Raw genomic sequence first — 25,210 nt, 5'->3', positions numbered from 1 at the left:
TTTAAAAATTGCCTCAAAATATAAAATTTAGCTAACCCTTTTTTTTAACAATAAATTAAAATCAATAAAAACAAAAGGTTAATGATATCTTGTAAAAAAGGGTTTTTGACAGAAAAAATCCTGTTTGCCTTTTGCTAAATGGAATTATAGTATATTGGCTTCTAGTTTACCGCCGTGTAGGCGGTATTTTGTATAAAAAATAGAAATTTCTGTATAACTGGTTGATTTTAATGAAAATAAAAAATTAAATAAAATCAACACTCTACCTGAGCGATTTTATGGGCGTAATACATCTTATAACATGGTAAGGATTATATGTTCATTGGTTGTTAGGTAATTCACTAATTCCTTGGTTTAGAAATTATCAACAATATTCATGATATTCACAAAAGTTAAGACTTACAAAACCTAACACCGTATTCTAATTAAAAAATTGCATAAAAAACTAGCCAAGTTTTTTTAAAATGGCTATACTTTAATCTCCTTAAAGGAATAGATTATTAAACAATCAAATAAATATAAAAATTAAAATAAATCATTAATTTACTTGACAGGTGAACCGTAATGCATTATCATTTTAGACACCAGACACCAGACACCAGCACTGGCAAACCTATGTCTTAAATTTATCAAATAAACATACTAGTTGGATTTTTAGCCCCGCCACGTTTATATTTTCAAAGTTATCTTCCAAATTATTATCAAAATTATTCCGAAAAGTTCCGTTAGTATTGGTATTGTTATTATTGTCTTCTTTATGGAGTTTACAGGCATTACCCGTTAAAAATGGTCGAAGGATTAATCGTAGTGATGCCATAATATTGCCATCGTCACAATGGGGTGAGGTTATGTATGCAATACCTCGTTCTCTTGAATATGGGCTTCCCATCCCCGGTATATGGGATTCTGATTATGGATTCTTAATCCAATCTACCAATCCGGAATCATATGCGCTTAATTTTCCAACTACGGGCGCAAATGAGTTATATTTTTATTTAGCCATAAGAGGAGATGCCGATGAATTGACATGGGAACCTGTTACACATGAAGGCATCAGCGCTACAATGAGCTATGCTTATGCTGGAGAAAATTATTTTACTCGTGAAAGATGTAAAATATATGTTTGTGTTAAGGTTCGGCTAACAGGCCCTGAAGCAGTATCTCAATGGCGGAATCCATATCCAAATCGAATTGCTAAGCCAAGATTACCGCAGACCTTTGAGATAATAGGTAGAGATAGAGAGGGGAACGAGGTAATTAAATATGGATTTGTCTTGCAGAAGTGGTTTGCGTTCCGTGCTGATTATAGATACTACCCGGAAGGAGAGAAGACCTTTCAAATACAAGAATCTTGGTGTTCTAGTTTGGGGTATCGTATGGCAAATATCAACGAAGTGACCAACGCAGTCTGTATTGATCGGGCTAATGGTGGGGCGTCTTATAACCAATGCCGAGGCAATGTAGTTAGCGCTATACCATCTTCACTATGGTGGGTAAGAGATAGGAGGATTAATAAGCACGATCGTCGAATAGGTGCTGGACTCCTTACTGAGTGGGGATACTTGAGTTTTTATGGTGCTTCGGTTCCCCCAGACTGGTATTGGGCAAGAGGCCCAGCGGAGAACAGCGTCTATGCGTACGATGTGAACTTGGCTGCTGGGGAGATCGGAATACTTTGGAAAGGCAACGATAGAGGGGCTATGTGTGTCACTCCTTAATTCTTAGTTGTGGTCAATTTTATGTTATAAATAAAGCTCAAGTAATCCAAAAATAAAGCTTTAGTGCAAGACTACCCACTATATAGTTTGTACCTTTGTGATTAAGTAAGCATCAATAAGCCTCTACGCAACTTGACCGACGACGCCAATTTTGTGGTTGGCGTCTTAATAAGCAGAATAATAAAAATCCAATTTATCTTTTAAGAGGGGCTTTTAAGTTGCCATTCCAACTTAATTCTTAATCCCTAGACTACATAGGGTATGATACAAATAAAGGACGATCAATTAAAGAACAAAGCCCTGCCAAGTTGGGGCTTTGAACGAGCAGTGCTACTGATTAATAGGTTTATTCCACATATGAAATTTTAAAAGTTATCTAAAGCGACTTTAGATCTTTAATGTAGTTAGTTCATTTTCCTGTATTAGTCGGTCAAGTACTAATATTTTTTATATAATTCCTTATGCTGTTAACTAATAATTTAAGGTACATAGTAAATTTGCTAATTATAATTGGTTAGTTTTTTAACTCAAAAATAACTTGTCCACCAAGTAGTATTGTTAATATTTTTTTAGTAATAGGGAGTTATCTCGTGTTATACCTACTGTAACGCCAAAACCTAACACCATATGCTAATTAAAAAATTGCATAAAAAACTAGCCAAGTTTTTTTAAAATGGCTATACTTTAACACCTTAAAGGAATAGTTTATTAAACAATCAAATAAATATAAAAATTAAAATAAATCATTAATTTACTTGACAGGTGAACCGTAATGCATTATCATTTTAGACACCAGACACCAGCACTGGCAAACCTATGTCTTAAATTTATCAAATAAACATACTGGTTGGATTTTTAGCCCCGCCACGTTTATATTTTCAAAGCTATCTTTCAAATTATTATCAAAATTATTCCGAAAATTTCTGTTAGTATTGGTATTGTTATTATTATCTTCTTTATGGAGTTTACAGGCATTACCCGTTAAAAATGGTCGAAGGATTAATCGTAGTGATGCCGTAATACTGCCATCGTCACAATGGGGGGAGCTTAAATTTGTAAAGCCCAATATTGAGCTGGGTGGACTCCATTTTGCTGGCCCTGCTGATATATGGCACCCAGATTATGGGTTCTTAGTTCAATCAACCGATCAGGGATCATATAACCTAAATTTTCCGACAACGGGCGCAAATGGGTTATATTTTGATTTAATCATAAGGGGAAATGCAGATGAATTAACATGGGGAACGCCAATTACGCATGATGGAATTACCGCTACAGTAACAAGAAAAACAAAATGTAATGCCCAATGCGATGTTGAATTTCGCGTTACACTAACAGGTCCAGAGGCAAGAAATCAATGGTTCAATCCTTATTCTAGTTGAATTGCTAGGCCAAGGTTACCGCTGACCTTTGAGTTAGTGGGGAGAGATAGAGAGGGGAACGAGGTAATTAAATATGGATTTGTCCTGCAAAAATGGTTCGTAGTTAGGGGGGCTGAATTATATCACTACCCTGATATGGTAACTTGGTGTAGTGGTTTGGGTTATCGTGTGCCACAGGTTAAGGATCTGACTAACGCTGTTTGTTCTGGTATTGGCTCAGGTCCGAATTGCCAAGGCTCTATCGGCGCTACACCTCCATCAAAAAATAATAATTACCTGCGTACAATAGGTGCTGGATTATTTTCGGAGTGGGGCTTTATGTATCATTACGCTGGTGCGGACTTCGTTGACCAAAACTATTGGACAAGTGACACGACTAGAATAGGGCAGTTTAGTGGTCAGTTTGATGTGGGAGCTAGTAACGGTGATATTTTTTGGTTCAAGACTTCTATTATTAATTATGGTCTTTGCACCACCCCTTAGTTTTTATGACTTAGTTATTAATCTTTATGGTGCTGATGATATTCTGATATTAATAAAGAATAATCAATAAAAGAATAAAATTCCAGTGCGAGGAGGACAGCCAAAATAGCAAAGCCTGAGAGCTTTGCATTTTAATGACTGAAAGTCCAAAAGCACTTTTATTAAAAATTAAACTTGATATAACAAAAGATAGTCAATAAAAAAATTAATCTTTTATAAAATAAAATCAATATTCTACCTGAGTGATTCTTATAGTTCAATAATAACTCGTCCACGAGTGATGTCGCTAATATTTTTTTGTAGGAGTTGCGATTTGTCTTTTGTGATAGCGACGTTTACTTTTACACCTTCAGCATCAAACTCTTGATTTTCAACAATGGAATCAAGTTCCTTTAGACGATTTTCGATAATTGGCCATTCGTTATAATAACAGTGAAATTGTAGCGTTATGCGGGCAATGAGTTCAATTAGCTCAGCTTGTTGTAAGCAGTGGCTAGCTGAACCGCCATAGGCACGAATTAATCCTCCAGTACCTAATTTTATGCCGCCAAAGTAACGAGTTACTACTACAACCACTTGGTCACAATCTTGTCCTTCAATGGCTGAAAGAATAGGACGACCTGCTGTACTAGTGGGCTCGCCATCGTCATTAAATCGGTATTGTTGTCCAATCTTCCATGCCCAGCAGTTGTGGGTGGCGTTGAGATCGCTTATTTGATTAATAAAGTCGGTGGCTTGTTCAGCTGATGTGACTGGCGCTGCATTGACAATAAAACGACTTTTTTTGATTTCTTCTGTTAACTCGGTAGGATTTGCTAATGTATATGGCATGCTAATTCTGATAAAATCAATCTATTGGAATAATGATACTGAACAGAATAAAAATGTCTATCAATTTAGAACAATTAATGCAAACACAGCAGGCGTTAGCCAAGCAGGTTAAATGCGATGATGACTTTAATCCGTCAATAAATTACGTTGGTGGTACTGATGTCGGTTTTGAAGATAATGGCAAGATTACTCGAGCAGCAATCGTTATTTTGCGCTATCCAACTTTCGAGGTTGTTGAGTATCATATTGCTCGGGTTGATACAGGGTTTCCTTATATTCCTGGTTATTTGTCTTTTCGAGAATACCCTGCGCTACTTGCCGTTTGGCAGCAGGTAAAACAAAAGCCTGATTTATTGTTAGTTGATGGGCAAGGTATTGCACATCCTAGGCGTTTAGGTATTGCAAGCCATTTAGGTTTGTTGTTAGATATGCCAACAATTGGTGTTGCTAAAAAAAGGCTTTGCGGTCAATACGAAATATTACCTAAGCAAGTAGGTAATGTAACACCTTTACAAGACAGGCAAGAACAGATTGGTTGGGTTTTATGTAGTAAGAATAATTGCAATCCTTTATTTATTTCAACAGGTCACCGAGTAAGTCAAGGTAGTGCCTTAAAATGGGTTAATTTATGCTTGCGGGGCTATCGTTTGCCAGAACCGACTCGCTGGGCTGATGCGATAGCATCTAACAAGCCTTTGTTTAAGAAGTTTATTTATGCAGAATAATTCATTACCGTTAAAAAAAGGTGGCTTTACTTTTAAGCGTTTTTTTGTGGCGCACGATAAAAGTCCAATGAAGGTAACAACCGATAGTTGTTTGTTAGGGGCTTGGGTTCCGATTGATTCGGCTCCGCAAAAGGTACTCGATATTGGCTGTGGTTGTGGTGTAATTGCGTTAATGTTAGCTCAGCGGTTAGAACATGATAACAGCCAAATTGATGCCATCGATATTGATATGCAGGCGGTAGCACAATGTCAGCAAAATAGCCAACAAGCTGGGTTTACTTTGATTAATGCGATTAATGCTGATATTAATCAATTTCAGCTAAGTTATGCGGTGGGCTATGATTTGATTGTGACTAATCCCCCTTATTTTGAATCTGCCGTTGATTGTCGCAATTCCCAAAGGCAGTTGGCACGTTATACCGAAAGCTTGAACTTTCAACAGCTTATTGACACAGTTAAGCGCTTACTAAAACCGAAAGGGCAATTTTGTTTAGTTTTACCTTATCATTTATCCAATCAGTTTAGGTTATTATGTGAATCTAATCAGTTATATTTATTCCAACTGATGAATGTTAGATATAGTGCAGATAAAGACTTTTCGTTATCATTATTGGCTTTTTCATTTATCCAGGCTAATAAAATTGATGAGCAGCAATTGTGTATGCGAGATGGTGATGGGCGTTATTCTCAAGAGTTCAGAAAGCTATTAGCTGACTTTTATTTATTCCGAAAATAACGCCTAACTAATTAATTTGGTGTTATGTAGAAGTGTAAAATAGCGATGATAGCTAATAGGATGATTGCAATAGCGTACACTTTGTCATGTAAGTAACTAAATGCTGGCAAAGATCGTTCCTTTCTGGCATAAAGGTAAAAACAGAGTCCCATACTATAGAGTACCATCGACAGTAATAAATAAACTGTGCCACCAGCATAAATCAACCATATGCCATAAAGCGATCCTAAAGCGCCAATCATAATTAAGTAGGCTTTACCTTGTTGAACGGCTAATTTAAAAACAAAGAGAGCCGCCAGTAAATAGGGAATAAGCACCATTGAGGTTGATAATTGGATTAAGGTGTTGTAGCCAGATTGATAGTAGTGGGCAAGGATAATTAATACGGTTATTAAACATGTTGTTAACCATAATGCGTTGGATGGTGTGCCTGCTTTGTTGAGTTTTCCAAAACAACTTGGTACTGTGTGTTGTGTGCCTTGGCCAGCTAAAAATAGCATTTCGGCCGCTAGCATTAACCATGATAGTAATCCACCACTGACTGACACAATTAAACCAATATTAATTAATGTTGCTCCCCAGCTGCCTACTACATGTTCAATAACAAGTGCCATGGAAGGGTTTTTCATTTGAGCAAGTTCTAGTTGTGGCACAATACCAAGCGATAACACAGATACGCAAACAAGTAATAAGCTGGTAATAGCAAAGCCAAAAAAGGTGGCTCGGCTAATGCTGATGATGTTTTTGGCTCTAGCAGCATACACAGTTGCGCTTTCAATCCCTAAGTAGACCCAAACGGTATAGAGCATGGTGTTTTTTACTTGCTCGATAATTGAGCCTAATTGCGGTGTTCCCCAAAAATCTATCTTAAATGTCGATATTTTAAAGGCAAGGCTAACACAAACAATAAATAAACCAATAGGCACGATTTTCGCTAATGTTACTAGGCAATTTAATAAAAAAGCACGATATATTCCTTTTAATACAAAATAGTGCACTATCCATAAAAATATGATAGCTGTAATAACGGCAGGTAATGTAGTACCATGACCAAAGAAGCTCAAGCAATCGAAAGATCCTAATGCACTAAATAAAATCACTAGGTAGCTGGTGCACGACATCCATGCTGATATCCAGTAGCCCCACGCTGCATTAAAGCCGATATAATCGCCAAAACCTTCACGCACATAGCCATATAATCCATCATTGATTTTGTAAAATCGAATCGATAAATACTGAAATATCCGTGTTAGCATTAACATGCCAAATAGGGTTATTATCCATGCAATTAAAATAGCGCCAGAGCCCGAACTTTCGGCCATGTTTTGTGGTAGGCTGAAAATACCGCTGCCTACAATACTGCCAACCACTAACAGTGTGAGTGGCAGGATGCCTAGCTTTTTTCTTACCGATGTATTCATGTTGTTGTCTTATTATGTGGTTTAGTACGGTTAATATTTAATATAGATCGATTAAAATCTTAGTGACATGCAACTTACGCCACCATCAATCTTTTGATATTCCGATGTATCAACTTCAATAACTTGATAACCAAGTTTTTCTATTTTTGCTTTTGTTGTTGGATAGCCCATCGGCATTATTACGTGACCATTAACCCAAATACAGTTGGCAGCATAACTTTCTTGTTCGGGAATTTCGATAATATTAAAGCGTTGAAACTCTGGTTTAGTTATAAATTCGCCTGCTGCTAATAGGTTATTGTTTTCTAAATAAGCTAAACCTGTTTTTAGATGTAATACTTTTTCAAGCTTAACTACCGAACCAGTTAATCCGTACTTCTCTAAAATAGCTATCATTTGGTTAGCACCAGCTTGGTTGGTTCGAGCAGATAAGCCAATATAGTAGTGGTTTTCAACCATCATTATATCGCCCGCTTCAACGGTGCCTGGTGCGGTGATTCGCTCAACTTTATTGGGATAAAATCGTTCAATGGTGTTTGATATAATTTCGGTTTCTGCTCGGCGACTTTCTGCTCCAGGCCTTGTAATAATTGCACAATATGGGGTACAAAGCACAGCGTCTTCAACAAAGACTGAATCAGGAAAACGTTCGTCGGGTGGTAAAATAGTGATATCAACATCGCACTGTTGTAATGCTCGAATGTAATTATTGTGCTGATCTAAGGCTTTTTGATAATTTGGTTTGCCTAAGTTGGATGATGTTAAACCATTAATTAGTGATTTAGCTGGTGTTCTTGCAATAATATGGTTAAATTTTTTCATTCTATCTATTTCCTTTTGTTTTAAATAATTATGCTTTATTTGTGAATAATAATTCACATTTATGGCTTTATCAAGATGTAAAGTGTATTTTCATTCGTTTTTGGAGGTTTTGTTGGTTTTTTATCTTGATTTATTTAGCTGAATTTAGATAGAGTGGTGGTACATATCTATTTTTTATGCAATGAAAATGACTAACTTATTTTATTTTAGAAAGGAAAAGAGATAAAAGTATTCAAAATAAAAAAAGGCACTAATTGTGCCCTTAATAGTAATTATTCGCCGTCAAAATTAACTAAAGTAAAGCAATCAATTCCCATATCCGTTAACTTTGTTTTGCCACCTAAATCTGGTAAGTTGATTACAAATGCGGCGTTTTCGGCAATGCCACCAGCTTTACGAATTAAATTCGCTGTTGCAGCAATTGTTCCACCTGTAGCAAGTAAATCATCAATAATTAATACTCGTTCACCTGGTTTAATGGCATCAGTGTGAATTTCTAACGTATCTGTCCCGTACTCAAGCTGATATTCTTCTTTAAATACGTGGCGCGGTAACTTATTGGGTTTTCTTACTGGTACAAAACCAATATTTAATGCTAATGCAATTGGAGCTGCAAAGATAAATCCACGCGCTTCGGTGCCAACCACTTTATCTATTTTTTTATCTTTATAGTGATCGATTAATAGCTCAACCGATGTGCGAAATGCAACAGGATCTTCAAGCAGACTAGTAATATCACGAAATAAAATCCCTTTTTTAGGGTAATTTGGTATGGTGATAATACTATTTTTAATAAGTGCAAGTTTTTCTTGTAATTGAGTCATATTAAATGTTCTCTATATCATTTCTATGAGAATGGACAATTTTTTATTATATACTCTCGCCATTTGGAATGGCAATAAACAAAAGTCAATATCGGCATAAATTAAAGTTCTTAACTTGTTTTTTTACATTTTTTTACAAATAAATACAATATTCAGACAGTTTATTTTATAAAAAGCAGATAATTGAATAAACTTCATATAAAAAAGGAAATAACATGAAATTTATTAAATCACTTATTTTTATTGGAATTTCTGCCTTGAGCTTTTTGGGGAATGCTAAAACAAATAATCAAATACAGGTTCGTTCAGAATTGGCATCGCCTATTATCTTAGAAAACTCAGAAGAAAAGAATTATTTAAAAGTGTCGTTAACTGGAATTGAGTTTGACTCATCTAAGCGTGTACCGATTAATTTAGCTTTGGTCATTGATCGTTCTGGTTCTATGTCTGGTGACCGTATTGAAAAAGCAAGAGAAGCGGCTATTCTTGCGGTTAATATGCTTAATAATGAAGATATGTTATCAATTGTTGCTTATGATTCTGATGCTAAAGTTATTTTGCCATCTTCTAAAGTTACTAATAAACAAAAAATTATAAGATTGATTAATAAACACATTGTTGCTGGTGGCGGTACAGCATTATTTGCTGGTTTAAGTAAAGGTATTAATCAAGTTGAAAAGCAACTAACTAAAGATAAAGTTAATCGAATTATTTTGTTATCTGATGGACAAGCTAACATTGGACCTTCTTCGGTTGGCGAACTTTCAGAGTTAGCCATTATTGCAGCTAAAAAGAATATTGCTATTACTACGTTAGGTATTGGTAGTGATTATAATGAGCAGTTAATGTCTTCGATTGCAAGTTATAGTGATGGTAATCATGTATTTATTGATGATACAGCAAAGCTTGAAAATGTATTTGTGCGTGAATTTAAAGATGTTATGTCTGCTGTTGCGCAAGATGTAATTATTACTATTCATTTGAAAGAAGGTGTTAAGCCTGTGCGTTTACTTGGTCGTGATGGTGTGATTAAAGATAATCAAGTCACAGTTAAAATGAATCAGTTGTATTCAAATCAAGAAAAGTATCTATTATTAGAAGTTATCCCAGAAAAAGGTAAAGTAGGGCAAAATAAAACACTCGCCAAAATTGATTTGCAATATAATAATTTATTAGAAAATAAAACCGAAAATGAAACCCAAGTCGTTAAAATTGCTTATACTGATAATCAAGATGTAGTTAATAAAGCCATTGTTCATGAAGTCGTTGCCGAATCAGAAATACAAAAAGTTGCACTTGAAAATGAAAAAGCTTTAAAACTTTATAATGAAGGTAAATTAGAAGAAGCAAGACAGTTATTGCAAGAAAATAGTAAAAAGCTTAGAGATCGAGCAGAAATGTTAAGCGAACGCGAGCCAGAAGTAAGTAGTAGATTAAAAGAACAAATGGATAAAAATAATATAATGGCTGATGCAATTCTTACCGATGATGAGAACACTTATCGTAAAAAAGTGACTGAAAAACAGTATGAATCTAAGCAAAATATGAAAAGTGTGATAAAAAAATAACTTATGAAAAAATTAACAGCGATTTTGTCTTTTTTTATATTAATAGTTGCTTTTAGCTATTTAGGTTGGCGAACTATTGAGCATGAGATCTTAATGCGCCAAACTAATCAGAAGCTATTAGCACAAAGTCAAATGAAGAATATAAAATCATCAATTGAATCGCTGTTAAATCAACGAGCTGTTTATTTTAATAGTTTGGCTCAGTTTTTACATAGCGATCAAACTGATATTGATGTTTTTTTAGCATCACAAACCGATATTAAAAATATCTTTAAGATCAAACATAATAAAATTGTTTATTTTAGCAATAAAACCGATCTGCAATGGAGCAATATTGTTGAATCAATTGAATACGATAGTTCAATTTTAGTTAATCATCATTCTCAATCTGAGCAATTTCAACCTAAATTTGGTTGGTATCAATTCTATGATCATCTTATTTATTGGGTAATTGAATCAGACACGATAATTGGTTTTGAGCTTTCAACCATTAATTTTTCGTTAAATGTGATTTGTTTATTTGACGATCAAATGTTAGCTGATAATTTTGTGTTATTAGATCACGATAAACAGATTTATGTTAATGGTGAACAATTGGCCGATAGTATCACTATTACGCTAGATTATCCATTACAGAATTGGAAATTAATTTATTATTATCAATCGCCTAAATTATTAGTATTGTATTTACTTGGTGGTGGGGTTATTGGTTTATTTATCATTGCTATTAGTTTTATTGTTTTGTATTGCTATCGTGAATATACTCGAACATTACGATTAGCAAAACAACAAGTTAGCTTTGTTGGTCAGGTTTCACACGAGTTTAAAACACCTTTAACCAATATCACACTTTATGCTGAACTATTACAAGAAAAACTGATAGATGAGCCCGTGCCAATTTCAGATTATTTAGAGGTAATAACAAGTGAAAGCAAGCGATTGACAAGATTAGTACAAAATGTGCTTAATTTTAATAAGCCAGCCAAGCTGAATATTAAACCAGTCAATTTAACACACCTAGTTGAACGAGTTTATACTACTTTTAAACCTGTGTTAGCAAAGAAATCTTTGCAACTTAATTTAATTATTAATTGTGATAAAAATTGCATGATTAATACCGATGAAGATAGTGTGTTACAAATTGTTAATAATTTTTTAAGTAATGCCGAAAAATATGCTGCAAGAGGTAAAAAAGTTGATTTGTTACTCAATAAAAATGACAAACAAACAATCATTACAGTTCGAGATTATGGTATCGGCATACCGAATCATTTAATCAGGCAGATCTTTAAACCATTTTATCGTATCAATTCATCAATAACAGAAGGGGTTGCTGGTACAGGTATTGGACTTACCATTGCTAACCAATTAGCACAGCAATTGAATGGCACCATTCAGGTTGTAAATGAAAACCCTGGCGTAGCCTTTTCGTTAATTATTATGGAGTAAAAATGAAGATTTTAATTGCTGAAGATGATTTATATATCCGTAAAGGTATGACCGATCTTTTAGAACAAGAAGGCTATTCAATTATTCAAGCTCCTAATGGTAAAGTTGCTCTAGAATTATTTGAACAAAATCAACCTGATTTTATTATTTTAGATATTATGATGCCTGAACTTGATGGTTACAGCGTTTGTCGTGAAATACGTAAAATAAATGATGATGTGCCAATTTTATTTTTATCAGCAAAAGATGAAGAAATTGATCGCGTAATAGGGCTTGAACTAGGTGCTGATGATTATATGAGTAAACCATTTGGTGTACATGAGCTAAGAGCAAGAATTAAAGCTATAGCTAAACGTTATTTAAAATCACAACAATCCAATCCAAAAGTTGATGATTCTTTTGTTTTTGGTGATTTGCTGGTTTATCCAATTGAGTTATGCGCTAAACGTAGGGAACAAACTATTGAGCTTTCGTTACGAGAAATAAAGATACTGGAATGTTTTTATAAAAATAAAAATAACGTGGTTACCCGTGATATGCTGTTTGATTACGCTTGGGGCTATGATTATATGCCAAACAGCCGAACACTAGATCAACATATTTCGAAATTACGCAAACAAATCGAAATTGATCCCTTAAATCCAGTTTTGATCAAAACAGTTCATGGTGTAGGGTATAGGCATTAATCGTACTTTTGATAATAAAAAACTTTATTTTGCATTAGTCTAATTTGTGTTGAGAGAATACTTTTAGTTTTTATCTGAATATTTTTTTTCGTGTTCAATTAGCCAACGTTTTCGTTCTAATCCTCCACCATATCCCATTAATTCGCCATTTGAGCCAATGACTCGGTGGCAAGGTATGATAATTGCAATTCGATTAAATCCATTTGCGCTTGCAACTGCGCGAATAGCATGTGGATTATTGATGTTTTCTGCTTGCTCTTTATAGGTAGTTAGTTTTCCATAAGGGATTTGTTTTAAACTGTCCCAAACAGTTCGCTGAAAATCTGTTCCAGGAGTATGTAATTTAACTGCAAAATATTTTCTTATTCCTTGAAAATATTCATCAATTTCATTTTTAGCTTGAACAATATGGCTATTTTCTCCAAAAATAATTTTTGTATTAAGTTGTGTTTGTAATTGTTTAAATTCTGTTTCTAACATTCGACGATCCACGAATTCTAATAGGTAAACACCTTGATTAGTGGCGCAAATAAACATTGGTCCCAATGGTGTAGTTAGGCGATTAACCAAAATAATTTCGTTATTAGTATTTTGAGATGAGGCATTTTTCATTATTTTTTTGTAAGTGTATCCAAAACCACTTAATGACACATATCCTGTATCATAAGCGATATTAATGACATTTTTACCAATTTTAAGCTCTTGAAAGGCATTATTTATTCGATACATCCTTTGATAGGCTTGGAAGGTAATACCATAATTTTTTTTGAACCAGCGTCTGATCGTTTCGGGGCTTATTTGATGCTCTTTTAATATCATATCGGATATTTTTGTTTTAGGATTTTGGGTAATTAAAGCGATAGCTTTAATGACTTCTGATGGTGCTGCGTTAGAATTTTCAGTTGGTTTGCAAATTTTACAAGGACGATATCCAGCATCAAGAGCTTCTTTGAAAGTGCTAAAAAATTCTACATTTTCATATTTTGGTTTCTTTGCCCGACAAGTTGCAATACAAAATACCGAAGTTGTTTTAACTCCAGCATAGAATATCCCAATATAGCCTTGGTCTTTTGCAAGTAAAGCCTGATAATATTGTTTCCTTTTGTCTAAATTGGTAATAAGCATAATTTTTAAAATCTTAATTTTAGTTAATTGATAACTGGGTTTTGTAATCTGGTCAGCATATTAAATAAACAATAAGCATCGCAACCGAAAAATCGACAACTATTTTTATTTTACTGTTTTTATGGTTTATAAATATAATTGGTGATTACCACATTCTATCTTTGTCAAAATGTGGTTATATTTAATATATAAATATTGACGTAATAAAACCTTAACCATTTAATGATTGTTGATTAAGGTTTTTGTTTAATTTGTGAATAAAGGAGAGGTGTTTAACGATTTTGCGACAAAACTATTAACTGATAGTGCTGCATTAAGTTTGCCTTGAATGGCTAATGCTTGTTGCTTTGATTCACATTGGGTAAAAACACATGCACCAGTTCCTGTTAATCGAGTTGTACCATATTGGGAAAGGTAAGTAATTATTTTATTTATTGTTGGATAACGTTTCCTAACTACTTCCTCACAATCATTTTTTAATTCGTTAAACTTCAATGAAAGTAAATCAGTAATGCTTTGAGCTGGCGTATTGCGAGTTAGCTCAGGAGCATTAAATATTTCGACTGTTGATATTTCAATATTAGGGCAAGTGACTAAATACCAATATTCAGGAATATCTACAGGGTGAAATTGATCGCCAATTCCTTCGGCAAAAGCCGCATGACCATAAATAAAAATAGGGACATCGGCACCAATTTTTCGTCCTATATCCATTAGTATTTCGGTTGATAAATTAAGTTGCCATAGCTGATTAAGTGCTACTAATACTGTTGCAGCATTAGATGAGGCTCCTCCTAATCCACCACCCATAGGAATTTTTTTATCAATTGTAATATCTACACCTAAATCATTACGGTTGGTATAGGATTTCAATTGTTCAGCAGCAACAACAATTAAGTTTTTATTAACGGGTACATTTGTAAAATCGGTTAATAAGTTAATTTTATTATCTTGACGAACATTAAAGATTAGGATGTCGCAATAATCAATAAATTGAAATAACGTTTGCAAATTATGATAATTGTCAGAACGGCGTCCAGTGATATAAAGGAATAAATTTAATTTAGCAGGTGATAACCACTGTTTCATAACTATTATCCTTTATCGTAAAATCCAGTCACTAATTTTTAAGCGAACAACTTCGTCATCATGCGTAAGCTCTATAGTTGCAGGTAAATCTATCTTTTTGTTTTGATAAGTATAAGTAGAGTAACTTGGAATTTTTAATGTCCATTTATTGTTATTTTGTATAAAGACAGTTGAAAGTAATCTTCCTGAACTATCTAACTTGTCAGTATTGATGTTGTCTGAAAATCCTTTTAACCAATTATGCAAAGAATTAAGTGGAATATTTACATTGGATATCTTTTTCATAAGATTTTCAACATTGGTATCTTGGTAATTTCTACCGTCTTTATCAACCAGTTGAGCATAATTAGGTTCGGCGTTTAATGTTAAAATATTGCTACCAATGGGGGAGGTTAATTTAACTTGGTAGTTATCAGTTGATTGTTGAGCTATTAAAAATCGTCCATAATTACGAGATTTATCACTTATGTAAGCTATACTACCTTTAACTTGGAATGTGTTTATTTGTTTTAGATTTTGTTGGCGGATTTGCCACTGCTTTTCAATCGAAGTGTTGTTTTGAGATTTTGTTATTTGGCAAGCGGTGATAAGTAAAGGTAATATGAAAACAAATATATATTTGATTTTAGACATAAAATAACTCTTAGTTGTTAGTGTTTGTGTCAATAAGTGCAGTATTATAACTGATAATTTACTGAATAAGAAAAAGAACCTTTACTGTTTTTTATGTATAATATAGACGTTTAAGAACTGTTAATAAAATAATATATCTAATAACCTTCAAAAAAGAAGCGATGCAATGTCTATTACAATTTTTGGTGTTAATCATAAAACAGCGCCAGTTGCTTTAAGGGAAAGGCTTGCTTTTCCTAATGAGATTGTCGATAAAGCACTATACAGCTTATACCAACATCCTTTAGTTGATGGGTGTGTTATTTTGTCTACCTGCAATAGAACAGAAATTTATCTTAGTTATGAGCATCAAACTGACTATCTAAGATTAAAACAATCTGTAGAAAGTTGGTTAGGACAATTTCATCATCTTGATGTTGATCTATACCAAGATTCATTTTATTGGTATGACGGTCAACAAGCTGTTGAACATTTGATGTCGGTAGCAAGTGGTTTAGATTCTATGATCATTGGTGAGCCACAAATTCTAGGGCAAGTTAAGCAAGCATATAGTTTTGCTCAAGAACAAAATTGCTTATCTGTTCAATTAAAAAAACTATTTCAAAAAGTATTTCATGTAGCGAAAATTGTCCGTAGTGAAACCAATATTGGCACTAATACAGCATCTGTCGCTTATGCTGCTTGTTTAGTTGCTCGCCATCTTTTTAGTGATACCTCTAATTTAAATATTATGCTTGTTGGCGCGGGTGAAACAATAGAGCTTATTTCACGTTACTTAAAACCGCATGGATTTAATCAAGTTATTATTGCCAATCGAACCCGTGAAAAGGCATTAAAACTTGCGGTTGATATTGATGCAGAAATCATTTCATTACCTGATATCGCTAATCGACTTAAAGATGTTGATATTGTGATCAGCTCAACAGCGAGTCCTTTACCTATTATAGGTAAAGGCATGGTTGAGCGCACTTTACGAGCTAGAAATCATCGTAAAATGCTGTTTATTGATTTAGCTGTTCCTCGCGATGTCGAGGAAGAGGTTAGTCAACTCAATAATGTGCATCTTTATACTATTGATGACTTACAAAAAACGGTTGAAAGTAATTTAGAACAAAGAGCTATTGCCGCTAAAGAAGCGCAATATCTTATTCAAGAACAAGCTGAACTTTTCATTGATTGGCTTAAGACTAGACATGCAGTTGCTTATGTTAAGCAGTATCGTAGTAATGCAGAAAGTATCAAACGTGAGTTACAAATAAAAGCCTTAAATGCCATCAGGCAGGGCGCTAACATTGACGATGTTTTTGCTGAGTTTTCGCATCGCTTAACCAATAAATTAATCCACGCACCGACTCAAACATTACTTCATGCAGCTACACATGATTGTGATGACTGTTTTAAAGTATTAAGTAAAGGATTAGGATTAAAAGAACATTAGTCAATATGTCGTTTTGCTTAGGAAACGAGGAATAAATTGGATCAGATTGAATTTTTTGATATTCCAAGCCCGTGTAAACGAGTTTGTGTAACTGATAAACAAGGCTATTGTATTGCTTGTTATCGCTCAAGAGAAGAAAGATTTAGTTGGTTAACCTTGAGTGATAGCCAAAAGCAAAAAGTTTTGCGTTTATGTAAACAACGGGCATTAAAACGCCGTTATCTATTATCAAAACAGCAACGACAACAACAAGACTTAAATCCAGTAACACCTCAATTCGATCTTAATTTCTAAATCTATTTATCTATTTTTAATATATATTGTAATCTTGTTTAACTCAGAGTAGGATTTTTATACATATAAAGATGGCAATTATTTAGTCACCTTTTTTAATATTATTGGAATTTAAAATATGAAAATGTGTATTGCATGTGGCATGCCAATGACTGCTATTGCTGATTATCCATTGCTCGATATGTCTAAAAACTATTGTAAACATTGTGCTCATAAAGATGGCACAATGAAAACATTTGATGAAAAATGGCATGAAGTTACATTACAATATGCTCAAAATCACAATGTTGATAATGCAGTAGCTAAACAAACTGCTTATATAATCCTTAAAAAATTACCTGCTTGGAAACGCAGGTGGTAGTTGATTTTTTAGGCAACCAAAACGCTTTACGATAATACCTGTTGCAGATATTGTAAAGCTTAGTATAATGCTAACGTTTACTTATTTACACGTTTAATGCCAGTGTGGCGAAATTGGTAGACGCAGCGGATTCAAAATCCGCCGCCCTTAAAAGCGTGTCGGTTCGAGTCCGACCACTGGCACCAAGTCACAAAGAACACCAGCTTAAAGCTGGTTTTTTTATGTCTAAAGTCTTATCAAAACTGAGTTCAGCTATATTTAATAAACTAGCTAACTAATCTCTACTGAAATTACATCAAAATAAGCACAAAAAAGATAGAATTGAGTAATATTGATCGAAATAAACGATCGATGATCATTAATTGATCGAAAATTCCGATATGACAATTTTCTCTTATTCATCAATAATTAAATAAAAAAATAATTCTTTTTATTTCTTTTTCCGTAGATAGGAAAAACAATCTGATAATTTAATGCGTAATCAGAATATAACATTATTAATGTAAATGTTATCGGATTTTTATTCAGATCAAGCATAAAGTTTAATTTATAAATTCAGTTAATACTTTAAGTTAAGAAAAGCTATATTATTCTGTAAAAATTTTTGATTAAAAATAAAGCAATATTTCTAATTAGGGAAAAGGTTACAATAGGTAAATAGATGATGGGTAGGAAGAAAGATTCAAATGTTAGTGCAGGACAAAAACTGTTGAAAATGTATCACATTTTGCTATCAGATAATAAACCGCATTATCAATCAGATTTAGCTGAAATACTAAACTGTTCTGCTCAAACAGTAATACGACTAGCTGAACAGATCGAGTTATCTTTCCCTGAATGTTTCTGCTCTGGCAAGGAAAAAAATCGTCGTTGGTATAGTTTGCAGATCAATCATAAAAATACACTAGGTTTAAATTATCAGGAATTACGATATCTAAGTTTGTGCCGCGAATTGTCCAAACCCTTTATTCCACCAGAGATTGGTGAACGTATTGATCAAACATTATTGCATCTTTCTATGTTGTTATTAGAGTTAGATACAAGAGAACACTTTTCACTAAGTAAACCTATTGCCTTTTTTAGTAAAGGGAAGATTGATTATTCAGAGAAAGTTAGCATTATTGAGGACTTATTAAAGTGTATTGAAAACAAGACTTTTTGCCACATTCATTATATTGCTAGTGGTAATCAACAAGGAAAAAACCACTATTTTATTCCGCAAAAAGTAATTGCAATGAATCATGCCTTATACGTTTATGGCGTAATTTCAAATAACGTTGCGACAGAATTAAAACACAGTACTTGTTTGGCAATCCACCGAATAAAAAAATTAGATTTTATTAACCAAAAAGTTGCTATATCAGTACCAGATCACATTCAAAATAAAACTACGTTTGGTTTACCAGAACATGAACCTCGTACTTTTTCAATTCAATTTACCAAATCAGCGGCTGGTTATGTCAAAGAAAGAATTTGGTGCGATGAACAAAAAATCGAAGAAATCGAAAATGGCGAAATTATTCTTACTATCACCACATCTAGTGAACGTGAGTTAAACGCTTGGGTTAGGGGGTTTGGAGAGCAAGCAAAGATGATCACATCCTAGTTTTATTGCGATACAAACATAATATATTTTAATTAACATAAATTTAACGAGGAAATAACAATGGCATTACCTATTATTCTTGCAGGTGCAGCTGCAGTCGCTGCAGCAGTTGGTGGCAAAAAAGCATACGATGGTTATCAACTAAAATCAGAAGCTGATGAAATCTTGGAAAGAACCAAAAGCCGATATAACAAACGAAAAGATGAACTGGATGTATTAAACAAAGTTTCAGAACAGAAATTAGAGCGATTAGGTACATTAGAACTTAATATTGGTAAATCATTTGGTGAATTTAAAAAAATTTCCGACGAATTATTAAAACAATTGAAACAAAATGACAATAAAGATCTTAAGTTATCTGTTCCTAAAGTTAAGATGGATAAAATTGAAGAATATTCTTTTTCTACAGTGGGGTTTTTAGGTACGGTTGCAGCATCTGGTGCAGCGGGAGCAGCTGCAAGTTTTGCGGTATATAGCGGAGTAATGGCTTTTGCAGCTGCTTCAACAGGAACACCTATTGCCGCTTTATCTGGCGTAGCTGCATATAATGCCACTATGGCCGCTATTGGAGGTGGATCACTTGCTGCTGGAGGTTGGGGAATGGCTGGTGGAGCAATGGTTTTAGGTGCTGCAGCCATTGCGCCAATGATTGCTATTGCTGGTTTTGCGTATGCAAACCACGCTGAAAAAGCATTAGAAAATGCAAAAAAATCAAGTTCTGAAGCTGACACAGCAATAACAAAAATGGATTTAATTGATAAACATTTATCTAATACAAATAACTATGTGGATAAAATTTATACATCGTTGGAAAAAATCAATCAGACCTTTAATTATTACTTTTCTGCTTTAAAAGAGTTGCATCAAAAGATAGTGGTTCTTGGTTGGGGAGAAGATATTAGCGATAATTCGGAAAAGAGCTTAAGAGTTATTAATAACGGTTATTTATTGGCAGCTATTATGACCGATATTATTACAACCCCACTTTTTAAAATTAAAACAGTATCCGAAGATAGTATTGTTGAAGTCGAAAAAGATAGTGATGGATTCAATATTCTTAATCAAGAAGAATTAGATAATGTATTAATTAACAAAGAAAAAGAATATAAAGATTTTACTCAGGAAATGTAATGATAAAAGCCAAGAATACTTGGCTTTTGTTTTATTGATTATATTAACGAGGACTAAAAATAATGATGAAACAGGAAATGGATTGGGGCGAAGAGTTACATAATACCGTTGTCAAATCTTTGGTAACTTCATTTGGATTAGATTTTTTATTATTTAAAGATAATGTAGGTGGAGATGTTGATACTGTTCATAATGCACGACAAAACATTTACGCAACCGATAGAGAAAGAATAATAAATGAACAAAACTCAAAATATGATTCACATGAGTATCATTCTCATGCCAATTATATTGAGACAAATCGACAAGGAAAAATCGCTCATCAAGCAAATACCTTAAAAGATGCTTACACAGGGGAAATATTTGCTCAACATGATAAAAAAAATTTAGATCATGTTATTGCTGCAAATGAAATACATCACGATCAAGGTAGAATATTAGCTGAATTATCAGGAACTGACCTTGCTAATGACAGTAGCAATTTATATTTCACTAATGAAACATTAAATAAGTCTAAGAAAGCAAGTTCAATGTCTGACTTTGTAAGCAAACTTCAAAATGAACTTACTCAAACCCGTCAAGAAATAGCTATACTAAAACAGAAAAAATCGTTAACAGATCAAGAAAAAAAATCATTAGAAAAGTTAGAAAATAAAGAAAAAGCAAACTTTAATAAAATGCTTGAAATAGACAAAAAAGCACGGGCTAAATACGAGAGAACTGTCAATATAGCCTATTATACTAGCAGTAAGTTTGCTAAAGATGTCGCTTATCAATCAGCTCTTTCTGGTTTTAAAATGGGAACAAGACAGATGCTAGGGCTTATTCTTGCTGAGGCATGGTTTGAACTACGCGATCAATTTCCTTCTATTTATGCAAATAATAAATATAATTTTTCTATAAAAAATTTTTTAAATGATATTAGCGATGTATTTAATGCTATATGGGAACGAATAAAATTAAAATTTAAAGATTTTTTTAATTCTTTCAAAGATGGCGCTGCTAGTGGTGCGTTATCGAGTGTAACCACTACTGTTACCAATATATTTTTCACTACGCAAAAAATGCTTGGAAAAATGATCCGTGAAATGTGGGGGCATATTACGGCAGCTATAAAATTAATCTTTTGCAACCCTGATTCATTGCCTTTAGGTCAATTAGTCAAAGAAGTAAGTAAAATTATTAGTGCTGGAATTTCCGTTGTTTGTGGTACTGCTATTTATAGCATATGTTCACAATTATTTGCTTTTCCATTTGGCACTGAGTTATCTGCATTTTGTAGTGCACTAGCGACTGGTATTTTAACATTAGCATTTAATCACTATCTAGATAAAGGGACTCTTCCTCAAAAAATTTGGGCTTTTTTAGATAAATTTAAAGATAAATACGAAAGAACTCTCGATTTTTTTAAAGCTGTAAATACTGAGTTAGATAATTACTTAAAAGAGTTAGCAAGGCTAGAGTTCAATATGGATACACAACAATTAGCGTCGTTTACATTGCATCTTACTATGACCAATAATGAACTAGAACGCAGCTTTCTGTTAAAAGAAGAAGTAACTCGCCGAGGAATTAAATTACCATTTGAAGCTGGCAATTTAGAATCAGTGCATTCATGGGTAAAATCATTATGAGTAATTCCCCCCCGTTTCCTTGTTATCAATGTGGAGCTTGCTGTTGCAGTGTTAATCGTTCACAAGAAACGCAATTTCTTGATAGTGGTAATGGGGTATGTCGTTATTATGACCATCAAACAAAATTATGTACCATTTATGAAACAAGGCCAGATATTTGCCGTGTAGATAAACAATACCAGCTCAATTATAAAAATAAATATAGTTGGGTTGAGTTTATCGAGATAAACACTATTGCATGCAAAATTTTGAATTCAAAATAACAAATGAACCAGTAATAAAAAATTAGAACGAAAACACCTTAAATTCCTTATGAAGGAAATTCTGATTGCTATAGTGTTGTAATCATAATTAATAATTAATAAGGGGAGTATAAATGGCTATTTATAGAGATGATTCAGACCTAGTTTTTTTAAAACAATGTACTAATGAAGATTTAGAATTATTGGTTTCTATATTGACTGTTGATCCTAAGGATAATACCCTTCGGTTTACCGAAACATTAACAAGCGATGCAAGTTATAAACGACATTATCCTAACCATCAATTATATTGGAAATCTATAGCTGCAGAGCTTCAAACATTTGGTGCAAATTCAGGAATGAATTTATTAAGGCAAGGTAAAGGGGTATGCTATCGTGAAATATTAATAGATGTATGTAATCGAACTAATACAATATTAAGTGAGCCAGCACCTTTTTTTATTGAAAAAATTGAAGATGCTTTATTAAATTCACTTCTCAAGCAATCATTAGAAAATATAAGTCAAAAAGACCTTAAAAAAATAGCAGCAGAATTGGGTAATGTTAATTCTAAAGTTACACCATCCATGGTAATGATGGGGATTCAAAATTTTATGACTTCGTCTTCTTTAATTTCAAATTATTTAATATTTAGCATTTTAAACAATTTTGGTTTTAAATCAGGAAATATAATGACAGTAATGTTACCAAGACCTTATCCGAGGCGATATCAGGAATTAGTATTATCTATTTGTTTGGCAATAAACCATTTATGGCTACTATTTAATATTACAGGACCAGCTTATCGTGTAACAATTCCAGCTTGTTTATATATAGCAACCTTAAGAAAAAAATACAATGATGCAAAAATAACGAATCATATATTAAAAAATAATATAGATCTTAAAAAAATAATGGGAAAAAATCTTTAACAAAAGTTTTTTATTTTTCTAATTAAAGTTGTGCTTATCTATTTAGCTATAAAACAATAAGGAGTTATACATGTCAATTTTTAAATTAATTAGTGTGGGTTCTGGGCTTCTTTTAACAACAGCAGCAGTATATACTGCGCAAGATAAAATAGCAAAAGCGTGTGAAGAAGATGAAGATCTTAAATCAATAAAAACAGAAGGGCGAGTATTAGCTAGTTTTGTAACCTCGGTTATTGTTGGTGGAGTTGTTAATAAGCTTATTAATCGCGTTTTTAATTAGTTGTAGGAAAAGACTGGATAGGCCACCAGACCTATCCTAAATTTTGTATATTTAATAGTTAAAGGTGACAGTTAATTCTGTCACCAAATTTTATAATAAACCAACTGATCTATCTTGTGCACAAGACCGATATTTGTTATCTAGATCAATAATATCGGCTTCAGTAGCTAGCAATGTGATAGCAATGTGAGGATTTTCCGCATTGTTTACAGTAATTTGATACAGTACTGTATTGAATATACATAAAAAACTAACGCCTTATTACAGACAAGAGATATGGCGCTTATATCATAAAGAAAAAATAACGGTCACTGATTTGGCAAAACGCTTTATGGTCAGTCGGCCTACCATTTATAATGTACTAAAGAAAGCCCGATTGAAGCTTTTTGTGCCTTTAACCAGTAAGAATGAACGTTATAAAACCATTCGTTATGGAATTAAACGTCTGGTTAAAGTCGAAAAATCGATTGAAGATAAATTAAGACGGCAAGCTAAACGCTATAACAAAACCTATCCGGGAGAAATGCTACACGTTGATACCAAACGTTTACCTTTACTTAAAAATGAAACGAAACAGCAAACTAGAGAATATTTATTTGTCGGTATTGATGATTTTTCACGTGAGCTTTATGCCAGTATTTACCCTGATAAATCCCAATTTAGCTCGGCACAGTTTTTACAAAATGATATATTAGCCCAATGTTCTTATACCATTGAATGTATTTATTCCGATAATGGACGTGAATATCAAGGCACCAGCGAACACCTATTTGTTAAAACGTGTAACAACCATCGTATCCATCAAGAATTCACGAAACTAGTCTGTCCACAAACGAATGGGAAAGCTCAAAAGAGTGATACGAACTTTGAATTGCGATGTGGCATAATCAGCATATATTTAGTAATTCAAAAGATAGAAAACAAAAGCTTAAACGATTTATTAATTTTTATAATACCGTTAAACCACATAAAGCGATTTCAGGGAAAACGCCTTATGAGTTTTTAGAGGATTATTTTAACCATGAAGTGTAAAAAACTCTGCGTTTTCCTACACTTTATTTAAATGACGAATTTAAATCTAAAAGTACATCAAATTTTACATTTATCTGATTACTGAATAAGTTTATATTAAGGTTCTCTTAAGGTTTATACGTTAAATTATTAATAATTTGGGTGAATCTAGAGAGATAGCTTATGTGGCATGATTTTAATACGCAAATTTTTTTATTAATAAACGCTTCAGATCATGCATCTAAATCATTTGTCTTTTTTGCTATTTTTGTGCTAACTATTTGGTTTACCTACCTGTTATTATTATGGTAATCGGTTGGTGTATTCGGCCTATTTATAGGCAATTAATTTTAAAAATAGTATTTAGTTTAGGGTTAGCATTATTAGTTACTTTTGTTATTCGTTATTGTTTTTATTCTCCACGCCCTTTTGTGGTTGAAGTTGGTACTAATTATCTTTTTCATGACAAAACAAGTTCTTTACCGAGCCAACATGCGGTATTTGTGTGGACGATGTTTTTTGCTGTTTTTTTGATAATGCATATCGCTTTAGAACAGATCTATATTTATTGGCTTTAATTGCTGTACTTGTATGTTGGAGTCGTATATATCTAGGGATTCATTGGCCATTAGATATTATTGTCGGATTTATTTTAAGTATATTATCGGCGTATTTAATTAATAAAAATTGGATAAGTATTAACAAGTTTCTTAATAAGTATGTTCTTATTGAGCGCAATTAATAGCTTTAGATATGTAACGTGAAGTATATAATTACTGATAATTATAC

The 25,210-nt window shown here is 33.2% G+C and carries 27 protein-coding genes, 1 tRNA gene and 1 pseudogene; 22 read left to right on the top strand and 7 right to left on the bottom strand.

Features of this window, described 5'->3' with window-relative positions:
• The first annotated feature begins 737 nt into the window (after nucleotides 1-737).
• From GYW75_RS04180 to GYW75_RS04170, 3 genes are all read left to right on the top strand, one after another.
• Nucleotides 738-1,718, top strand: coding sequence for a hypothetical protein (locus GYW75_RS04180; RefSeq protein WP_238786396.1), 981 nt, complete (start codon nucleotides 738-740; stop codon nucleotides 1,716-1,718).
• Nucleotides 1,719-2,656: 938 nt separating this feature from the next.
• Complete coding sequence (locus GYW75_RS04175; protein ID WP_174798549.1) at nucleotides 2,657-3,100, top strand: hypothetical protein; 444 nt, start codon at nucleotides 2,657-2,659, stop codon at nucleotides 3,098-3,100.
• Nucleotides 3,101-3,136: 36 nt separating this feature from the next.
• On the top strand, nucleotides 3,137-3,583 hold the full coding sequence (locus GYW75_RS04170; RefSeq protein WP_174798548.1) for a hypothetical protein: 447 nt from the start codon (nucleotides 3,137-3,139) through the stop codon (nucleotides 3,581-3,583).
• A 249-nt stretch (nucleotides 3,584-3,832) separates the two neighbouring features.
• Here the strand turns inward: GYW75_RS04170 and GYW75_RS04165 are convergent, their stop codons facing one another.
• Nucleotides 3,833-4,414, bottom strand: coding sequence for an IMPACT family protein (locus GYW75_RS04165; RefSeq protein WP_174798547.1), 582 nt, complete (start codon nucleotides 4,412-4,414; stop codon nucleotides 3,833-3,835).
• Nucleotides 4,415-4,473: 59 nt separating this feature from the next.
• Between GYW75_RS04165 and nfi the strand changes: the two genes are divergently transcribed.
• Entirely contained in the window at nucleotides 4,474-5,139 is a 666-nt protein-coding gene (nfi, locus tag GYW75_RS04160) for a deoxyribonuclease V (RefSeq protein WP_446719038.1), read from the top strand.
• Complete coding sequence (locus tag GYW75_RS04155; RefSeq protein ID WP_174798545.1) at nucleotides 5,129-5,875, top strand: tRNA1(Val) (adenine(37)-N6)-methyltransferase; 747 nt, start codon at nucleotides 5,129-5,131, stop codon at nucleotides 5,873-5,875. Before nfi ends, GYW75_RS04155 begins: the two co-directional genes overlap by 11 nt.
• 11 nt (nucleotides 5,876-5,886) lie before the next feature.
• Here GYW75_RS04155 and GYW75_RS04150 read toward each other — a convergent pair whose 3' ends face one another.
• From GYW75_RS04150 to apt, 3 genes are all read right to left on the bottom strand, one after another.
• The gene (locus GYW75_RS04150; RefSeq protein ID WP_174798544.1) at nucleotides 5,887-7,296 is read right to left on the bottom strand and encodes a basic amino acid/polyamine antiporter; all 1,410 of its coding nucleotides are present in this window, start codon (nucleotides 7,294-7,296) and stop codon (nucleotides 5,887-5,889) included.
• A gap of 51 nt (nucleotides 7,297-7,347) precedes the next feature.
• Nucleotides 7,348-8,118, bottom strand: a complete 771-nt coding sequence (gene ddaH / locus GYW75_RS04145) for a dimethylargininase (RefSeq protein WP_174798543.1) — start codon at nucleotides 8,116-8,118, stop codon at nucleotides 7,348-7,350.
• Between the two features lie 272 nt (nucleotides 8,119-8,390).
• The gene (gene apt / locus GYW75_RS04140) at nucleotides 8,391-8,942 is read right to left on the bottom strand and encodes an adenine phosphoribosyltransferase (RefSeq protein WP_065609011.1); all 552 of its coding nucleotides are present in this window, start codon (nucleotides 8,940-8,942) and stop codon (nucleotides 8,391-8,393) included.
• Nucleotides 8,943-9,157: 215 nt separating this feature from the next.
• On the opposite strand from apt, the gene GYW75_RS04135 reads away from it, so the two are divergent.
• The 3 genes from GYW75_RS04135 to GYW75_RS04125 are packed head-to-tail and all read left to right on the top strand — an operon-like array spanning nucleotide 9,158 to nucleotide 12,645.
• Nucleotides 9,158-10,510: a vWA domain-containing protein gene (locus tag GYW75_RS04135; RefSeq protein ID WP_174798542.1), complete on the top strand. Its 1,353-nt coding sequence runs from the start codon at nucleotides 9,158-9,160 to the stop codon at nucleotides 10,508-10,510.
• A 3-nt stretch (nucleotides 10,511-10,513) separates the two neighbouring features.
• A complete protein-coding gene (locus GYW75_RS04130) occupies nucleotides 10,514-11,959 on the top strand; it encodes a sensor histidine kinase (RefSeq protein ID WP_174798541.1) in 1,446 nt (481 codons plus the stop codon).
• A 2-nt stretch (nucleotides 11,960-11,961) separates the two neighbouring features.
• Nucleotides 11,962-12,645: a response regulator transcription factor gene (locus tag GYW75_RS04125; RefSeq protein WP_034914577.1), complete on the top strand. Its 684-nt coding sequence runs from the start codon at nucleotides 11,962-11,964 to the stop codon at nucleotides 12,643-12,645.
• Nucleotides 12,646-12,708: 63 nt separating this feature from the next.
• Here GYW75_RS04125 and GYW75_RS04120 read toward each other — a convergent pair whose 3' ends face one another.
• The 3 genes from GYW75_RS04120 to lolB all read right to left on the bottom strand — a co-directional run bounded on the left by GYW75_RS04120 (nucleotide 12,709) and on the right by lolB (nucleotide 15,492).
• Nucleotides 12,709-13,770: a bifunctional transcriptional activator/DNA repair enzyme AdaA gene (locus tag GYW75_RS04120; protein ID WP_174798540.1), complete on the bottom strand. Its 1,062-nt coding sequence runs from the start codon at nucleotides 13,768-13,770 to the stop codon at nucleotides 12,709-12,711.
• 246 nt (nucleotides 13,771-14,016) lie between these two features.
• A complete protein-coding gene (gene ispE / locus GYW75_RS04115; protein WP_174798539.1) occupies nucleotides 14,017-14,859 on the bottom strand; it encodes a 4-(cytidine 5'-diphospho)-2-C-methyl-D-erythritol kinase in 843 nt (280 codons plus the stop codon).
• A gap of 12 nt (nucleotides 14,860-14,871) precedes the next feature.
• On the bottom strand, nucleotides 14,872-15,492 hold the full coding sequence (gene lolB / locus GYW75_RS04110) for a lipoprotein insertase outer membrane protein LolB (protein WP_174798538.1): 621 nt from the start codon (nucleotides 15,490-15,492) through the stop codon (nucleotides 14,872-14,874).
• 166 nt (nucleotides 15,493-15,658) lie between these two features.
• Here lolB and hemA point away from each other — a divergent pair, with 166 nt between their 5' ends.
• From hemA to GYW75_RS12720, 14 genes and pseudogenes are all read left to right on the top strand, one after another.
• Nucleotides 15,659-16,930 carry a glutamyl-tRNA reductase gene (gene hemA / locus GYW75_RS04105; RefSeq protein WP_065559989.1) on the top strand — a complete coding sequence of 424 codons (1,272 nt, stop codon included), beginning with the start codon at nucleotides 15,659-15,661 and terminating at the stop codon, nucleotides 16,928-16,930.
• A 36-nt stretch (nucleotides 16,931-16,966) separates the two neighbouring features.
• On the top strand, nucleotides 16,967-17,224 hold the full coding sequence (locus tag GYW75_RS04100; protein ID WP_065625977.1) for a DUF1289 domain-containing protein: 258 nt from the start codon (nucleotides 16,967-16,969) through the stop codon (nucleotides 17,222-17,224).
• Between the two features lie 118 nt (nucleotides 17,225-17,342).
• On the top strand, nucleotides 17,343-17,585 hold the full coding sequence (locus tag GYW75_RS04095) for a zinc ribbon domain-containing protein (protein WP_065575322.1): 243 nt from the start codon (nucleotides 17,343-17,345) through the stop codon (nucleotides 17,583-17,585).
• 98 nt (nucleotides 17,586-17,683) lie between these two features.
• Nucleotides 17,684-17,770, top strand: a tRNA-Leu gene (locus tag GYW75_RS04090).
• 476 nt (nucleotides 17,771-18,246) lie between these two features.
• The gene (locus GYW75_RS04085) at nucleotides 18,247-19,191 is read left to right on the top strand and encodes a WYL domain-containing protein (RefSeq protein ID WP_174798537.1); all 945 of its coding nucleotides are present in this window, start codon (nucleotides 18,247-18,249) and stop codon (nucleotides 19,189-19,191) included.
• 60 nt (nucleotides 19,192-19,251) lie between these two features.
• A complete protein-coding gene (locus GYW75_RS04080; RefSeq protein WP_034914564.1) occupies nucleotides 19,252-20,322 on the top strand; it encodes a hypothetical protein in 1,071 nt (356 codons plus the stop codon).
• A 62-nt stretch (nucleotides 20,323-20,384) separates the two neighbouring features.
• Nucleotides 20,385-21,956, top strand: coding sequence for a cobalamin adenosyltransferase (locus GYW75_RS04075; RefSeq protein ID WP_174798536.1), 1,572 nt, complete (start codon nucleotides 20,385-20,387; stop codon nucleotides 21,954-21,956).
• Complete coding sequence (locus tag GYW75_RS04070; RefSeq protein ID WP_174798535.1) at nucleotides 21,953-22,219, top strand: YkgJ family cysteine cluster protein; 267 nt, start codon at nucleotides 21,953-21,955, stop codon at nucleotides 22,217-22,219. Before GYW75_RS04075 ends, GYW75_RS04070 begins: the two co-directional genes overlap by 4 nt.
• Before the next feature lie 113 nt (nucleotides 22,220-22,332).
• Nucleotides 22,333-23,130 (top strand): DUF3944 domain-containing protein, encoded by a 798-nt coding sequence (locus GYW75_RS04065; protein ID WP_174798534.1) that lies wholly within the window; start codon nucleotides 22,333-22,335, stop codon nucleotides 23,128-23,130.
• Nucleotides 23,131-23,200: 70 nt separating this feature from the next.
• The gene (locus GYW75_RS04060) at nucleotides 23,201-23,410 is read left to right on the top strand and encodes a hypothetical protein (protein WP_034914571.1); all 210 of its coding nucleotides are present in this window, start codon (nucleotides 23,201-23,203) and stop codon (nucleotides 23,408-23,410) included.
• Between the two features lie 331 nt (nucleotides 23,411-23,741).
• Nucleotides 23,742-24,164 (top strand): annotated as a pseudogene (locus GYW75_RS12730) (IS481 family transposase); the annotation flags it as partial.
• 122 nt (nucleotides 24,165-24,286) lie between these two features.
• Nucleotides 24,287-24,442 (top strand): integrase core domain-containing protein, encoded by a 156-nt coding sequence (locus tag GYW75_RS12725; protein ID WP_411630497.1) that lies wholly within the window; start codon nucleotides 24,287-24,289, stop codon nucleotides 24,440-24,442.
• Between the two features lie 284 nt (nucleotides 24,443-24,726).
• Nucleotides 24,727-24,999: a phosphatase PAP2 family protein gene (locus GYW75_RS04050; protein ID WP_238786395.1), complete on the top strand. Its 273-nt coding sequence runs from the start codon at nucleotides 24,727-24,729 to the stop codon at nucleotides 24,997-24,999.
• Nucleotides 24,927-25,163, top strand: a complete 237-nt coding sequence (locus GYW75_RS12720) for a phosphatase PAP2 family protein (RefSeq protein ID WP_363319033.1) — start codon at nucleotides 24,927-24,929, stop codon at nucleotides 25,161-25,163. The genes GYW75_RS04050 and GYW75_RS12720 overlap by 73 nt, the downstream gene beginning before the upstream one ends.
• The last annotated feature ends 47 nt before the right edge of the window (nucleotides 25,164-25,210 follow it).

The organism is Gilliamella sp. ESL0232 (assembly GCF_013346885.1).
Lineage (GTDB): Bacteria > Pseudomonadota > Gammaproteobacteria > Enterobacterales > Orbaceae > Gilliamella > Gilliamella bombi.
The sequence above is the reverse complement of the archived record's forward strand: the minus strand, read 5'-3'. Positions and strand labels throughout refer to the sequence as shown.